The sequence below is a fragment of the Endozoicomonas euniceicola genome (genome assembly GCF_025562755.1).
In the GTDB taxonomy this organism is placed as follows: domain Bacteria; phylum Pseudomonadota; class Gammaproteobacteria; order Pseudomonadales; family Endozoicomonadaceae; genus Endozoicomonas_A; species Endozoicomonas_A euniceicola.
Genome location: NZ_CP103300.1, coordinates 5,075,083 through 5,089,359 on the forward strand (window position 1 = coordinate 5,075,083; position 14,277 = coordinate 5,089,359).

Sequence of the window (14,277 nt, forward strand, 5' to 3'; positions counted from 1 at the left end):
TGGTGATGTCTGATGGCTAATTAACCTGTTACTGGTCAGGCTGGTTATATTTTTCCTGCTCCTTGAGGTCTTCCACCCAGCGGAATACTTCAGCCACAGGTTCAATCAGTTCGCTGGGGATATAGCTGGCAATGTCGGTGTCAAACAGGGCGTGTGCCAGAGGGACGTTTTCCAGGATAGGTATCCCTTCTTTCTCTGCAATTTTAATAATAAAGCGGGCACGACCACCACGGCCTTTCACCGTAACGACAGGCAGTGGTGTTTTGTCCTGACTGTAATGCAGGCCGATGGCCAGGTGGGTCGGGTTCTTGATGACCACATCGGATTTTTTGGTGTTTTCCGCCTCATTAAGAATTTCCTGATGAATCTCTTTACGTTTACCTTTGATCTCCGGGCTACCCTCACTCTCTTTATGTTCCCGTTTAACCTCATCCTTCGACATTTTGTTCTGTTTGGTGAACTGTTGTTTTTCAAACATAAAGTCGAGTACCGCGATAACGATAAAAGCGGCGATGGCGTAGAGCAACAGTTTTTTCAGCAGTATGCCGGTGATGGGAAGAATGCAGCTGCTGCCGCAATAGGGCATGTTGACCATATCGCCCAGACTGCCCTTGATCACGTAATAGACAACAATGGAAAGAAAGATGATCTTAATCACCGACTTGAAAAACTCCATAAGGTTTTTCATGGCAAATATTTTTTTAAAGCCACCGATGGGGCTGATTTTTTTGATGTCAGGTTTGATGGATTCACCCGCCAGCAGAAAGCCAAACTGCATGACGTTGCCAATAATTGCCCCTAACAGGGTAACGCCAACCAGGGGAATCAGAAGTTCAATGGATTTGGTGAGAATGCCCATAGTGACAATTTTAAAGGCTTCCTCAAAGGTTTCGTTATAAACCGTCGAGGGTAGAATCACCATTTCCTGAATGGTGTTGATGTAGTCATCACTCATAAACCACAGGGTGGCGATAACCAGCAGAAAACCAAAAGTCCCCGACACTTCCTTGCTTTTGGCGACCTGACCTTTCTCGCGCGCGTCCCTTAGTTTTTTCGGGGTGGGCTGTTCGGTCTTTTCCGCACTCATCGCCAGAGCTCCCCTAGCATCATAAACAGCGTTGGGATACCTTCGTCGTGTTTACGGGCCAGCGTGAGAATCGTTCCGACATAGACCACCAGAATGGCGGCGGCGACACCACTTTTAATGGGCATAGCCAGAATAAAAACGTTCAGCTGAGGTGCAGAGCGGCTGATCAGGGCAATGCCGAACTCGGTAATAAACATGGCAATAATGACTGGCGCGGCCAGCCACATGGAGAGGCTGATGATCAGGTCAAACTGTTTCAGGAAAAAGATAGCGCCTTCCGGGTTCAGGTTGGGGAAGTAGCTGAAGACCGGCCAGGTGGAATAGCTGATAAACAGGCTTTTCACCAACAGTAAAAACAGACCACTGACCATGAAAATAGCCGTGAACGCCTGAGAAAAAAGAATGCCCATGGGTGATGATTCAGCGCCGGATAGAGGGTTCATGGCACTGGCCATGGAGGCACCCCGCTGGTTATCAATAAAGAAACCGGCGGATTCCAGGGCCCAGAAAGGAATGGTAATGACAAAGCCCAGAAGCGCACCAATAAAGACCTCTTTTAATACAATCAGCAGCGTTGCGTAGATGGTGGGCGTTTTCTCCGGAACCGCTTCAGCCAGCATCGGGTGCATAAACAGTACCAGCGCCATGGCCACGCCGTTACGCATCATGGCACCACCGAGCATGCGTTTGTGCAGAAAGGGAATCAGGGTAAAGAGCGCAACAATTCTTGGGGCTCCCATTGTGAACACATAAAACCATTCTTTAAGTTCATCAATCGGGATAAGCATTTCAGATCGTGCCAATCTTGGTCATGATGGCCAGAGAATAGTTATACACTTCAATGCCCAGCCATCGGGCAGTGGCAAAAATGCTGATGATAACGGCAATCAGCTTGAACGCGAAGGGCAGGGTCTGTTCCTGAATCTGGGTCAGCGCCTGCACCAGACTGATAATCAGGCCAACACCTGCCGCTGCAATGATGGGAGGCATGGACAGTATCAGGGTCAGCAGCAACGCCTGAGCTGTCAGCTGTATCACTTCTCCATCAACCATTTTTTTCTCCAGACATTTTTTCTCCAGACATTGTGTTCTTCTCCTGAAAGGTCTAGCTGTAACTCAGCACCAGGCTGTGAATCAGTCTTGTCCAGCCTTCCAGCAAAACAAATAACAGCAGTTTGAAGGGCAGGGAAATGGTCATAGGCGACACCATCATCATACCCATGGCCAGCAGAATGTTGGATACGATCAGGTCAATGATGATAAACGGCAGATACAGCAGAAACCCGATCTGGAATGCCTTGGTCAGTTCACTGATACAAAACGACGGCAGCAGTATCATCAGGTCATCGGCTGACAGCTCTTTCTGGTAACGGCTGGGCCATAGAAGCCGGGCAGATTTCAGGAAAAAATTACGCTCTTCCGCCGTGGTATTGGCTTTAAGGAAATCCCGGTAAGGGGTGATACCATCCTGAACTGCTTCAATCCAGGAAAGGTCTTCAAAGCTCAGGGTTTCAGGCTGAATTCGCTCGTACATTTCGTAACCGACCGGAGCCATAATGTACAGTGTCAGGATGATCGCCAGGGCATTCATGGCAATGTTCGGGGGAATCTGCTGTAAACCTGTAGCGTTTCGAAGAATGGAAAAAACCACAACCAGCTTCAGGAACGATGTGCCCATGACCGCCATAAAGGGAATCAGCGCCATAAGCGCCAACGGGATCATTAAATAAAAAGGGCTGGTGAGATTCAGTATACCGCTTTCCATGGGTCGGTCCTGTCAGCTGGTTTACTGATCGAGCAGTTGTGTGATGCGTGCTCCAAGGCGATTTTCAATCTGTACCAGTTCGCACTGGCCGATCAGCTTGCCATTAGCGCGCATGTTAACGGGCTGCCGGATTGAGCGATCCAGTTCAAAAACATAGCCTGCGTGCATACCCTGCAGCTCTGCCAGAGTGAGCTGCTGCTGACCGACTTCAAACATCAGGGTGACAGGCAGGTCGTGCAGATCAACACTGACCTCTGCATCGGCAGCAGGCATTTCCGATTGATCTTCCTGTTCATGGCCTTCTTCACTGGCCTGCTCGTGCTCATATTCGTCCATTGTCTGATGCCTTTGTAAGATGCTGACGCCGGTATCGGCGATCTCTCCCAGAAATGCGGTACGCTGGCTGATACGAACAATGACCTGAGGGTCGTTGACATGCTGGTCTAAAAAGACAATATCGCCAGCTTCCAGCGTTTTCAGCTCTGAGAATGGCAACCGGGTATGGCCTTTTTCCAGAGTCGCCCAGAAAGGTATATCGGGCAATTGCTGTGGATGATGAGACGGAATCGCCTTCAGTATGGTCAGCAGCAGATCATCAATCAGTAGCTCAATACGAGTGTTAATGGTGTTCTGGCGAATGTTCATTCCCAGTGTGGCAGGAGGGTTTGCCGGGTCCGTAGGTTTAACCTCCTGCAAAGACCAGGAGATACCCAGGCGTTCAGCCAGCGGCTGCAGAATGGGTGCCAGGGTGTTGGTCAGCACAGCGGTACGCAAATCGTCGGGTAGTTTATTGAGACCGTGATGATCCAGCTTACCGGGCAAGATTGAATCCAGCAGGCTGTCACCGGCATAAAACCGGTACGGATGACCATTCAGTTCCAGATGGAAGGTATAGGAAGGCAGTGTATCAGCAGGCTGGTGGCACAGCTCCAGCTCTGTTTCAGACTGGTTGATCTCGGTGGTAAAGACGTTCTGGTGATGACAAAGTAAACGACTCAGTTCTAACTGAGCCACTGACAGGGTCTGATAAGCCAGAGGTTCTGTGGACATGGTTAACCTTCGTTATCATCCTGCTCCTGCTCTCCCTCATACTGCTCCCGGGAGCGCCCGTCGCCGGGCTGGTCGCCGCCGGACAGATTGATGTTAACCTGTACCTTGTCGCCAAAACGTTCATTGAGGCTTTTCAGCAGAGAAGATTCATTGACCGCCAGAAAGTTATGAGTGTCTGCCGACGTCGTATTCATGGTGACGGTCAGCTCCCCACCCATACGCTGAATGCGAATTTCAGTGCCGGGCAGAATGTTTTCTTTCATGGTAATGCGGACTTCGGCACCATTGATGGCGTCCTTGGCAGAAACGTGGATTTTATCCACGAGCTTATTAATCACTTCGTTAATTTCTTTCGGGCCACTGACTTTATCAATGGCCTTTATGTCTGTGACCGATGTGGGGGCCTGAACCTCACGGGTTGTGTGCAAAGGCTGATCCTGTTTCTCATTGCCTGTCAGCGCAGAAAGGGTATCGGCTTCTTCGTGCTGTTTACCCTTGCCGCCTTTACCATGTTGGGAGTCTCCTCTCAGGCGTTCAGCGTCGGAGCCTTTTTTACTGCGGGAAGCCAGCAGGCTTTCAAGGGTCATTTCTTCTTTGTCTGCTGTTTTAGGGCCCTCTTTCTTTTTGCCCATTTTTTTGGCAAAGTCGTCGGCCTGCCTTTCGGTCACCTGTTGCTGATTACCCGATGAATCCGGGGGAGGGCTGGCTTGAGGCTGGCTGCTTTGATTGACTCCATCCATGTGAGTTCGCTCATGTTTTGTCCATTGTTAATGGATAGAAACGGCTATTGCCTCAATGACGGGGCCTGACCGTAAACTCTTCCATTTCCAGATCTTCCAGACGAGCTGCCTCTTTGGCAGCGTCTTCGTCCAGGGTGGCAGTGAATTCTTCAAACTTCTGCACTGCCTGAATGGCCTTGGCGTGTTCTTCCCGGGCTTCCTCAAGAGCGGCCTCGGCGTCCACGACTTTTTTTCTGGCTTCGGCAATCGCCTGTTCCAGCAGTACGTCCTTTTCCCGCAGCAAACCGATATTCTGTTTCAACTGATCAAGGTCGTTCTGCTTTACTTCCGTATTGATAATATTATCGTAGAGCCGCTGCTCTTCTTTACCGCGCCACTGGACATACTCAAGGAATTCTTCTTTCGCCCGCTCTACCGCCCGGTGGCTTTCTTCGAGGCGGTATTTGCGTTTCTGGACTTCATCGTGGGCAGACTTTTCACGAATCTGTTTAACTTTCAGTAGTTCGTGCAGCATGGTTCAGGCTCAGACACCCACCACCTGCCTGAGCAGCTGAATGGTGTCATCGTAGTGGGTGAGTTCGTCGGTACGCTGTTTGAGGAAGTTACGGATGTGGTCGATTTTTTGCAGGGCTTCATCGGCAACGGCGTCAGAGCCCTGTTTGTATTCCCCAACTTTGACCAGCAATTCAATCTCCTCAAACTTTGCCAGCAGTTCCCGTAATCGGCCTGCCGCCGCTTTGTGTTCTTCTGGTGTGATGGCGTTCATAACACGGCTGGCGCTGGACAATACGTCGATGGCTGGATAATGGTTAGCGGCCGCCAGTTTTCTGGACAGGATGATGTGTCCATCCAGAATAGATCGTGTTTCGTCAGCCACGGGTTCGGTCATATCATCGCCTTCTACCAGAACGGTGTAGAGGGCAGTAATGGAACCCGTATGAGACATACCGGCTCGTTCCATCAGCTTTGGCAGGGTAGCAAATACAGAAGGTGGAAAACCCCGACGGGTTGGCGGCTCGCCTGCTGCCAGACCGATTTCACGCTGGGCCCGGGCGAAACGTGTAACCGAGTCCATCAACAAAAGAACCCGTTTACCCTTATCTCTGAAATATTCCGCCACGGCGGTGGCGGTATAGGCTGCCTTGGCGCGCTCCATGGATGACTTGTCGGAGGTCGCAACAATGATGACCGACTTCTGTACGCCTTCAGGCCCCAGGTCGTGCTCAATAAATTCTCTCAGTTCCCGTCCCCGTTCACCGATCAGCGCCAGTACGGTGACATCCACTTCGGCCCCTTTGACCAGCATGGAGAGCAGGGTGGACTTACCACCACCGGCTGCGGCAAAAATGCCCATCCGTTGTCCTTCGCCACAGGTCAGGATGCCATCCAGAACCCGAAGACCAAGAGGCAGTGGTTTGTCGATGATTTTGCGGGTCATTGGGTCCGGGCTGTTGGCATAGACCGGGTAATAAGTTTCTGGCTCAATGCCATCGAACGCGGTTTTATCCAGTGGATCGCCCATGCCATCCAGAACATGACCCAGCAGGTGCGGGCCAACACCCACGTGATGCACTTTGCCAGTAGGGATGACTTCCGTGGTTGAGGAGATGCCCATGATCTCACCCATGGGCGAAAGAACGGTTTCATGTCCCTGAAAGCCGACCACTTCCGCATAACTGGTCTGCTCTTCACCGGGAGTGATCAGCTCGCACAGTTCACCGATTTTGACACCGGGAACAGCGGCCTTGATGATCATGCCCTGTACTTCGGTTACCCGGCCGCGAATATCCACCAGACGTTCACCGCCTACAGCGCTCTCAAGGGCATCGGTCAGATACTTTAATGCTTCTGGCAAACCTTGCTCTCCTGATCATCCATTATTTACTCCAGAGAGAAAAAAAGGGCTGTTAAGCCCTTTCTTCACACTCTACCCTGTAAAGCCCTGCCCCGTTAAACCATCATGCCCATGTCGCCGGGTCCACCGGGTCCGGGCTGTGGTGTAGAGGGGCTTGCTGCCGGAGTACTGTCCTGATCAACGTTGTCCACTTCAGACACAATCCATTCCAGTGTGTTTACAAATTTTTCCAGAGTGGATTCAAAGTTGCCGTAATCGCTGGAAGCCAGCATGGAACGAATCAGCAAGACTTCCGTTTTGTCATGGTTCAGAGCAATGAAAGCGCCCTGCATACTGTGATGCTGAAGGTTCAGGGAGAGCAGCTTTTCGAACAGCTGGGTCTTGGCATCGTCGTGGGCATCCATGGGTTTAACCGAGGAAACGAAGACCAGGGCTTCATCTTCCTCCAGGTACTCCATGTTGACAATTAAGGTGTCATCAAAACAGAGGCCGCAGGCATCGTGTTCATTCAGACTCAGCTCGCCAAGGCCAATGCTCTCGGCAAAATGCTGCAGATTCTCTTCGACGTTCTGCTTGTAAGACATTTGACCCTACCCTCCGCTGGTATCAAGTCATCAAATCTGGAATAAGAAAAACTACTTTCATTCAGTATATATAGCTGTTGCCAAGAGCGTAGAGGATTTAACGACTAATTTTATTCCCGGCTTTCTCTTGAATCACAGCAGTTACAGAACCGTAATAATGGGCATCGGTCGGATACCGGTAAAATTAATAGCCGGTTATAAAGTTTTTTTGCCAATGCTGGTGCTGTCACCGATTTGACTGGCTTCCCCGGTTTGCACTCTTTTCGTTGTATACTGCCCCGCTGTTAATTGGCTTAACAAGGCATTGAGACTGGTGTTAGAGAAAACGGATAGCGACTGGATGCAGGAAGCCCTGTCTGAAGCTTACAAAGGTTGGGAAAAGCAGGAAGTGCCGGTAGGTGCGGTGATTGTCCATAACGGTGAAATGATTGCCCGCGCCCATAATCAGCCTATTACCGGATGTAACCCTGTTGCCCATGCCGAGATTCTGGTTTTGCAGCAGGCGGCCAGGGCGCTGGGCAATTACCGGCTGGTGGATTGCGACCTTTATGTCACTCTGGAACCCTGTACCATGTGTGCAGGTGCTATTATTCATAGCCGCATTCGCAGGGTAATCTTTGGTGCCTGTGAGCCCAAGTCCGGTGCTGTTGTCAGTGTCACTCAGGTGCTGGATCAGCCGCAGATGAACTATAGGGTAGAAGTGACTCAGGGTGTATTGCAGGATGAGTGCGGTGAAATGATGTCGGCTTTTTTCAGGGAACGGCGCAGGCAGAAGAAAGAGGAAAGGAAGCGTCTGCGGTTATGTTAGTGTCTGTCCGGAGCAGGAATAAGCACTTATGTGTATTTTCCATGACTGGTTTCCGTACAGTAGTTTCGATTATCATAGCCGCCTTGATTCCCCTGAGTTCTGCTGAAAAGTGTGTCACAGGCAGTGAACAGGCTGTTTGTGGCGAGCTTTCAGCTTCATAAACTGTATTTTTACGGTAAAAGCATGCTGATATTGCGTGGCGCTCCCGCTCTTTCTCCGTTTCGCAGCAAAAAACTGCTGGAAACCTTACAAAACCTTATTCCGGAAGTGTCCGGTGTCTTTGCCGACTACCAGCACTTCGTTCAGAGCAGTGAGGCACTGTCTGAACAGGAACTGGCGGTTCTCGAACAACTGCTGACCTATGGTCCGCGCCGGCAGGAAGGATCCTGTACTGGGACCTTGCTGCTGGTTGTCCCCCGTCCCGGCACTATTTCTCCCTGGTCCAGTAAGGCGTCTGATATTGCCCATAATTGCGGTCTGAACAAAATTCAGCGTATTGAGCGAGGTATCGCTTATTACATTGCTGCTGAACAGGGGCTGAGTGAGTTACAGATTCAAAAGGCTGGCGAGCTGATTCACGACCGTATGACAGAAACGGTATTGGATAACCCTGAGGCTGCCGAATCCCTGTTTACAGAATCCGAGCCTGCCCCCCTGACGGCCGTCGACATTCTTGATGGAGGCCGGGAAGCACTGGAACAGGCGAACCGTTCACTGGGACTGGCGCTGGCAGACGATGAGATTGATTATCTGGTCGAGAGCTATATAAAGCTGGAACGTAACCCCACGGACGTGGAACTGATGATGTTCGCCCAGGCAAACTCCGAACACTGTCGCCATAAGATTTTCAATGCCACCTGGACCATCGACGGACAGAGGCAGGATCACTCCCTGTTCCAGATGATTCGCAACACCCACGCCATGAGCAGTAAGGGTGTCTTGTCTGCCTACAAAGACAATGCTTCTGTTATTGAAGGCTCTAAAGCCGGACGTTTCTTCCCGAATCCTGACACCAAAACCTACGACTACCATCAGGAAGATATTCATATCCTGATGAAAGTGGAAACCCACAACCACCCCACCGCTATCGCCCCCCGGGCTGGCGCAGCAACAGGCTCTGGTGGTGAAATTCGTGACGAAGGCGCGACGGGTCGAGGTTCCAGGCCTAAAGCGGGTTTGACCGGCTTTAGTGTTTCCAACCTGAATATCCCCGGCTATGAACAGCCGTGGGAAAAAGGCTATGGCAAGCCTGACCGGATCGTATCGGCCCTGGATATCATGATTGATGGCCCACTGGGCGGTGCGGGTTTTAACAATGAATTTGGTCGTCCGAACCTGTGCGGTTACTTCCGTACCTATGAGCAGGCCGCTAAAGCCGCTACCGGCGAAGAAGTGCGCGGTTACCATAAGCCCATTATGCTGGCAGGCGGTCTGGGTAATATTCGTGCGGATCATGTTGAAAAGGGTGAAATCCCTGTCGGTGCCAAACTGATTGTCCTGGGTGGTCCGGCCATGCAGATTGGTCTGGGTGGTGGCGCTGCTTCCTCTATGACCTCAGGTGAGGGTCAGGAAGACCTGGATTTTGCCAGTGTCCAGCGTGATAACCCGGAAATGGAGCGCCGCTGTCAGGAAGTGATCGACCAGTGCTGGCAGCTGGGTGACGACAACCCGATTGCCTTTATCCATGATGTAGGCGCTGGTGGCCTGTCCAATGCTCTGCCGGAACTGGTGAGTGATGGTGACCGGGGCGGGCGTTTCCAGATGCGCGACATTCTGAACGACGAGCCGGGTATGTCGCCCCTGGCACTCTGGTGTAACGAGTCTCAGGAACGTTACGTGATGGCAGTGGCTCCGGAAAATATGGCGCTGTTTGAAGCTATCTGTAAACGCGAGCGTTGCCTTTACGCCGTAGTGGGTGAAGCGACGGAAGAAAAACACCTGCTGGTTGAAGATTCCCACTTTGATAATAATCCGGTGGATATGCCTCTGGATGTTCTGCTGGGCAAACCACCCCGTATGCATCGGGATGTAGAATCAACGGATATTAAGCAGGATGCCATTGACCTGAGCGGCATTACACTGGAAGAAGCCAGCGAACGGGTACTGAAACTGCCTTCTGTGGCCAGTAAGAGTTTTCTGATCACTATTGGAGACCGTTCCATTACCGGCCAGGTCGCCCGTGACCAGATGGTGGGGCCCTGGCAGGTGCCTGTCGCTAACTGTGCGGTAACAACCACCTCATTTGACACCTATACCGGTGAAGCTATGTCCATGGGCGAGCGTACGCCTGTTGCGATTATTAATGGTCCGGCTTCTGGCCGCATGGCGATTGGTGAGGCGATTACCAATATCGCTTCTGCCCGAATTGAAAAAATGGGCGATATCAAACTGTCCGCAAACTGGATGGCCCCGGCGGGTCATCCGGGTGAAGACGAAAAGCTGTATGAGACCGTCAAGGCGGTGGGGATGGAGCTGTGTCCGGAGCTGGGCATTGCCATTCCTGTGGGCAAGGATTCCATGTCCATGCGTACCAGCTGGAAAGACGGTGATAAAGACAAGAGCGTGACCTCGCCGCTGTCTCTGGTGATTTCCGCCTTTGCGCCGGTCACCGATGTTCGCAAAACCGTCACGCCGCAGCTGCGTCTGGACAAGGGCGATACCCGCCTGCTGCTGGTGGATCTTGGTCGTGGTAAGAATCGTCTTGGCGGTTCTGCCCTGGCACAGGTCTTTGCACAAATTGGTGATGACGCTGCTGATGTTGACTCCGCTGCTGACCTGAAAGGCTTCTTCAACGCCGTTCAAATCCTGATGGAACAGGATTTATTGCTGGCTTATCACGACCGTGCTGACGGCGGTCTGTTTACGACTCTGGCAGAAATGTCATTTGCCGGTCGTGCCGGTATGGACATTCACCTGGAAAAAATTGCTCAGTCCTCTGACGATATTCTGCCTGCCCTGTTCAACGAAGAACTGGGGGCGGTGTTGCAGGTTCGTGCGGAAGATAAAGGCCGGGTTAAGGATATTCTCGCGGCAGCGGGTCTGGGCGACTGCACTCACACGATTGGTACCCTTCGTGATGACCAGCGTCTGAACCTGTTGTTCAGGGGCGAGACTCTGATTTCTGAAAGCCGTGTGAAATACCAGCGCTGTTGGGCTGAAACCAGTTACCGTATTCAGGCTCTGCGCGATAACCCTGAGTGCGCCCGTCAGGAGTTCGACAACCTGCTGGATGACCGGGACAGCGGTCTGCATGCCTCCCTGCCGTTTGATATCAGCAGTGATGTCGCGGCACCGTTTATTGCCACGGGGGTTCGTCCACGGGTCGCTATCCTGAGGGAGCAGGGTGTCAACGGTCAGGTGGAAATGGCAGCAGCCTTTGATAAAGCCGGGTTTACCGCTGTTGATGTTCACATGAGTGACATCCTCAGCGGTCGCCGCCAGCTGGATGAATTCAGAGGTCTGGTGGCCTGCGGCGGTTTCTCTTACGGTGACGTGCTGGGCGCGGGTGAAGGCTGGGCTAAATCCATCTTGTTTAATCACCGGGGCCGTGAGCAGTTCGCAGCCTTCTTTGATCGCAAAGACAGTTTTACCCTGGGGGTATGTAACGGTTGTCAGATGTTGTCTAACCTCCATGAGCTGATTCCCGGCGCGGACCTGTGGCCTCATTTCGTTCGCAACCAGTCCGAGCAGTTTGAAGCCCGGGTCGCCATGGTTGAAGTGCAGAAGAACAATTCCATCTTCCTGCGTGGCATGGAAGGTGCCCGTATGCCGATAGCTGTGGCTCATGGTGAAGGGCATGCCGAATTCGGTAAGCCTGAGCATATTGAGCGATTGCAGGAATCGGCTCAGCTGGCTCTGCGTTATGTAGACAATCAGGGGCAGGTCACTGAACGTTATCCGTATAACCCTAATGGTTCTCCCAAGGGTATTACCGGCCTGACGTCTGCCGATGGCTGTGTAACGATCATGATGCCCCACCCTGAGCGAGTGTTCAGAACCGTTCAGAACAGCTGGCACCCTGACAACTGGCAGGATGATGCACCCTGGATGCGCATGTTCCGTAATGCGCGAGCCTGGGTTGACTAAAAAGAGTGGGTTGATTAGAGAGCGGGTTGACTGGATAGGGAACTCCCTGCCTTTCAGGGAGTCCAACCCGATAAGCAAAGGGGCTGGCTTTGAAAAAAGCGGCTCCCTTTTTTTAAAATTACAGCTTTTAAAACACAGCTGTCAGAGCCTTGGATACACTGGTAATAAAAGATAACTCAGGAGTAGACATTTATGACCAACAAAATCAAACAGGCTGGCCTTGCCGTTCTTATGGCTGTCTCCCTGACCGGGTGTATGTCCGATTTGACGGGAACGACTTATTCCAGCACTGAAGCCCGGCAGATGCAGATCGTACGCTTTGGAACAGTCGCTGAAGCCCGGTTTGTAAAACTGGAAGGTACAGAGGGTGAGATTGGTACGTTGGCTGGTGGTGCGACCGGTGCCGTGCTGGGCTCCCAGATTGGCGGGCGCAACGAAGGCATCATTGGGGGGATTGCCGGAGCTGTCGCCGGTGGCGTCCTCGGTCATATGGCTGAGAAAAAACTGACTCAGAAGCAGGGCGTTGAAATAACCGTGCGCCTGGAAGATGGTTCCTATGTGTCTGTCGTTCAGCAGCATGATCCGGCAGCGGCCTTTAATGCGGGGGATCGTGTGAAGGTGCTGACCCAGGGGACGACCAGTCGGGTGGTGCGTGTTCAATAGCTGAGATGCTGCTGTTTACTATTGGCTGTTCGCTGTCTGAATAAAAAGCCGCGCCTGGAGTAAAGGCGCGGCTTTTTTTGTTAGCGGTTTTGTGGAGCAGTCCGGGGTTCGAGCAGGTAGTAATCCGTCTTGAACTCAACGGGTGGGTCAACGTCCAGTCGGCTGACCGGCTTGAAGCTATGGCTGCCTATGTAAACTGCGTCAGGGTAATGGTCTTTCAGGCGCTTTTGCACTTTGTCGGTATTTCTTCTGCCATGGCGTATAAGAATCATTCCTCCCCGGCGGTGGAAGTCTTCAACGTCCATCCACAGGCTTTCAGCCGGATTCAGGCCAAAGAAAGGAATGGGGCCGGTCTTGCTATAAGGAACCAGCTCGGCAACGTGATAATGAAGGCCGCCCAGATAAGGCATTGGATAGGAGTGGTACTTCTGCCAGAGCTTGTCGGCGTAAGCCATTTCTTCACGGGCAGGCATGTAATCATCGGATTCCCAGTACCTCTCTTTTTGCAGGGGTTTGTAATACTGGAAGCCCGTTCTTAATGCACAAAAAGTCATTCCCAGTGCCAGACAGCAGATGGCCAGGGTACGAAACCGTTTATAGGTGATTTCCGGTTTCAGCGTCACCAGAATGAAAAGCGGCAGCCAGGCAAAGTAGGGCGTCGCCCACCGGGGAATAAGCTTCTCGCCTGTCATCAGACCAAACACTATTGAGAGCACAAACGGTCCCAGGGCTATGGCGGTCAGGAACAGGGTTTCAAATGAACCGTATTGAATGTTGAGTTTTTTTGCCCGGAAAAGCGGTATGCACAGCAGCAACATAGGAAGAATGTTGTTGAAACTGTTGACAGTGAATGACAGGGGGTAATAAAACCGATCGGCCCAGCCGGATTCGTGCTGGCTGTCCGGGTTATCTACGTACATTTCTTCGAGATAACCGACCGCTGCAAAGTTATTCTCCATCAGCCATTGCAGATGAGGCAGAACGATCAGTGTGGCGACAATAGCTCCCAGCCAGGGGGCAGCGGTTTTCAGGCTTTTCTGGCCTTCTTTGGTGATCAGCAGAACGATCAGCAGCGGCAAAAATAAAACCGCAACCTGATATTTGGCAAGAACTGCCAGACCGGCCAATACACCGGTTAACAGCCAGTATTTCAGGGACTCACGGGTAACGGCGAAATAAAACGTTAAGGCCAGCAATGCCCACACAGGCCCCTGAATGGTGTCGGGCGTCACCCGCTCGACCCGGTTGCTGTAAAACAACACGCCTTGTAGCAGGAAGACAGCCAGCAGAGCCCCCTGGCCAGGCAGGTACTCTTTGGCAAGACGCCAGACAGCGATAAATACAATAACGATGGATAACTGCGCAAGGAAATACACCGGCAGGTCTGAAGTGTCACTTAAATTGGCAAACAGTGCCGTCACCCAGGCTGCCAGAGGCGGATGTTTGTCATAACCCCACTGCCACAGGTTGCCCCAGGCGATCCCTTCCAGAGTGTCAGAATTCAGGGAGTGCCGAACCCAGTTGGGGGCCAGTGTCCAGAATGTTAACTGGAAAAAGCAAAGGAGGCTGAGCCAGCGCAGAGGGTATTTCAGAGGTTCGGAGGTATTGGTCTGCAGGTCATCCATGGTCTTTCGCAATG

13 protein-coding genes are annotated in these 14,277 nt (G+C 52.0%); 3 read left to right on the plus strand and 10 right to left on the minus strand.

Features of this window, described 5'->3' with window-relative positions; all coding sequences use genetic code 11:
* Positions 1–28: 28 nt before the first annotated feature.
* The 9 genes from sctU to NX720_RS20545 form a co-directional block, all read right to left on the minus strand.
* Positions 29–1,087: a type III secretion system export apparatus subunit SctU gene (sctU, locus tag NX720_RS20505; protein ID WP_262597131.1), complete on the minus strand. Its 1,059-nt coding sequence runs from the start codon at positions 1,085–1,087 to the stop codon at positions 29–31.
* The gene (gene sctT, locus NX720_RS20510; RefSeq protein ID WP_262597132.1) at positions 1,084–1,890 is read right to left on the minus strand and encodes a type III secretion system export apparatus subunit SctT; all 807 of its coding nucleotides are present in this window, start codon (positions 1,888–1,890) and stop codon (positions 1,084–1,086) included. Before sctT ends, sctU begins: the two co-directional genes overlap by 4 nt.
* On the minus strand, positions 1,877–2,140 hold the full coding sequence (sctS, locus tag NX720_RS20515; protein ID WP_262563745.1) for a type III secretion system export apparatus subunit SctS: 264 nt from the start codon (positions 2,138–2,140) through the stop codon (positions 1,877–1,879). Before sctS ends, sctT begins: the two co-directional genes overlap by 14 nt.
* Before the next feature lie 52 nt (positions 2,141–2,192).
* A complete protein-coding gene (gene sctR / locus NX720_RS20520) occupies positions 2,193–2,852 on the minus strand; it encodes a type III secretion system export apparatus subunit SctR (RefSeq protein WP_262597133.1) in 660 nt (219 codons plus the stop codon).
* Positions 2,853–2,873: 21 nt separating this feature from the next.
* Positions 2,874–3,902 (minus strand): type III secretion system cytoplasmic ring protein SctQ, encoded by a 1,029-nt coding sequence (gene sctQ / locus NX720_RS20525; RefSeq protein WP_262597134.1) that lies wholly within the window; start codon positions 3,900–3,902, stop codon positions 2,874–2,876.
* Positions 3,903–3,904: 2 nt separating this feature from the next.
* Positions 3,905–4,642, minus strand: a complete 738-nt coding sequence (locus NX720_RS20530) for a type III secretion HpaP family protein (RefSeq protein WP_262597135.1) — start codon at positions 4,640–4,642, stop codon at positions 3,905–3,907.
* A gap of 52 nt (positions 4,643–4,694) precedes the next feature.
* On the minus strand, positions 4,695–5,156 hold the full coding sequence (gene sctO / locus NX720_RS20535; protein WP_262597136.1) for a type III secretion protein: 462 nt from the start codon (positions 5,154–5,156) through the stop codon (positions 4,695–4,697).
* Between the two features lie 9 nt (positions 5,157–5,165).
* Positions 5,166–6,497 (minus strand): type III secretion system ATPase SctN, encoded by a 1,332-nt coding sequence (sctN, locus tag NX720_RS20540; RefSeq protein WP_262597138.1) that lies wholly within the window; start codon positions 6,495–6,497, stop codon positions 5,166–5,168.
* 95 nt (positions 6,498–6,592) lie between these two features.
* The gene (locus tag NX720_RS20545) at positions 6,593–7,081 is read right to left on the minus strand and encodes a type III secretion system chaperone (RefSeq protein WP_262597139.1); all 489 of its coding nucleotides are present in this window, start codon (positions 7,079–7,081) and stop codon (positions 6,593–6,595) included.
* 313 nt (positions 7,082–7,394) lie between these two features.
* Here NX720_RS20545 and tadA point away from each other — a divergent pair, with 313 nt between their 5' ends.
* The 3 genes from tadA to NX720_RS20560 all read left to right on the plus strand — a co-directional run bounded on the left by tadA (position 7,395) and on the right by NX720_RS20560 (position 12,638).
* Positions 7,395–7,889, plus strand: a complete 495-nt coding sequence (tadA, locus tag NX720_RS20550; protein ID WP_262597140.1) for a tRNA adenosine(34) deaminase TadA — start codon at positions 7,395–7,397, stop codon at positions 7,887–7,889.
* A gap of 183 nt (positions 7,890–8,072) precedes the next feature.
* Entirely contained in the window at positions 8,073–11,975 is a 3,903-nt protein-coding gene (gene purL / locus NX720_RS20555; protein ID WP_262597142.1) for a phosphoribosylformylglycinamidine synthase, read from the plus strand.
* A 192-nt stretch (positions 11,976–12,167) separates the two neighbouring features.
* Positions 12,168–12,638, plus strand: a complete 471-nt coding sequence (locus tag NX720_RS20560; protein ID WP_262597143.1) for an outer membrane lipoprotein — start codon at positions 12,168–12,170, stop codon at positions 12,636–12,638.
* 80 nt (positions 12,639–12,718) lie between these two features.
* Here the strand turns inward: NX720_RS20560 and NX720_RS20565 are convergent, their stop codons facing one another.
* Positions 12,719–14,263 (minus strand): glycosyltransferase family 39 protein, encoded by a 1,545-nt coding sequence (locus tag NX720_RS20565; RefSeq protein WP_262597144.1) that lies wholly within the window; start codon positions 14,261–14,263, stop codon positions 12,719–12,721.
* Positions 14,264–14,277: the final 14 nt, after the last annotated feature.

What these genes read in the sequence shown, in the direction of transcription:
- sctU (WP_262597131.1), bottom strand. Translation starts at nt 1,087, where the DNA reads ATGAGTGCGGAAAAGACCGAACAGCCCACCCCGAAAAAACTAAGGGAC.
- sctS (WP_262563745.1), bottom strand. Translation starts at nt 2,140, where the DNA reads ATGGTTGATGGAGAAGTGATACAGCTGACAGCTCAGGCGTTGCTGCTG.
- sctR (WP_262597133.1), bottom strand. Translation starts at nt 2,852, where the DNA reads ATGGAAAGCGGTATACTGAATCTCACCAGCCCTTTTTATTTAATGATC.
- sctQ (WP_262597134.1), bottom strand. Translation starts at nt 3,902, where the DNA reads ATGTCCACAGAACCTCTGGCTTATCAGACCCTGTCAGTGGCTCAGTTA.
- NX720_RS20530 (WP_262597135.1), bottom strand. Translation starts at nt 4,642, where the DNA reads ATGGATGGAGTCAATCAAAGCAGCCAGCCTCAAGCCAGCCCTCCCCCG.
- sctO (WP_262597136.1), bottom strand. Translation starts at nt 5,156, where the DNA reads ATGCTGCACGAACTACTGAAAGTTAAACAGATTCGTGAAAAGTCTGCC.
- NX720_RS20545 (WP_262597139.1), bottom strand. Translation starts at nt 7,081, where the DNA reads ATGTCTTACAAGCAGAACGTCGAAGAGAATCTGCAGCATTTTGCCGAG.
- purL (WP_262597142.1), top strand. Translation starts at nt 8,073, where the DNA reads ATGCTGATATTGCGTGGCGCTCCCGCTCTTTCTCCGTTTCGCAGCAAA.
- NX720_RS20560 (WP_262597143.1), top strand. Translation starts at nt 12,168, where the DNA reads ATGACCAACAAAATCAAACAGGCTGGCCTTGCCGTTCTTATGGCTGTC.
- NX720_RS20565 (WP_262597144.1), bottom strand. Translation starts at nt 14,263, where the DNA reads ATGGATGACCTGCAGACCAATACCTCCGAACCTCTGAAATACCCTCTG.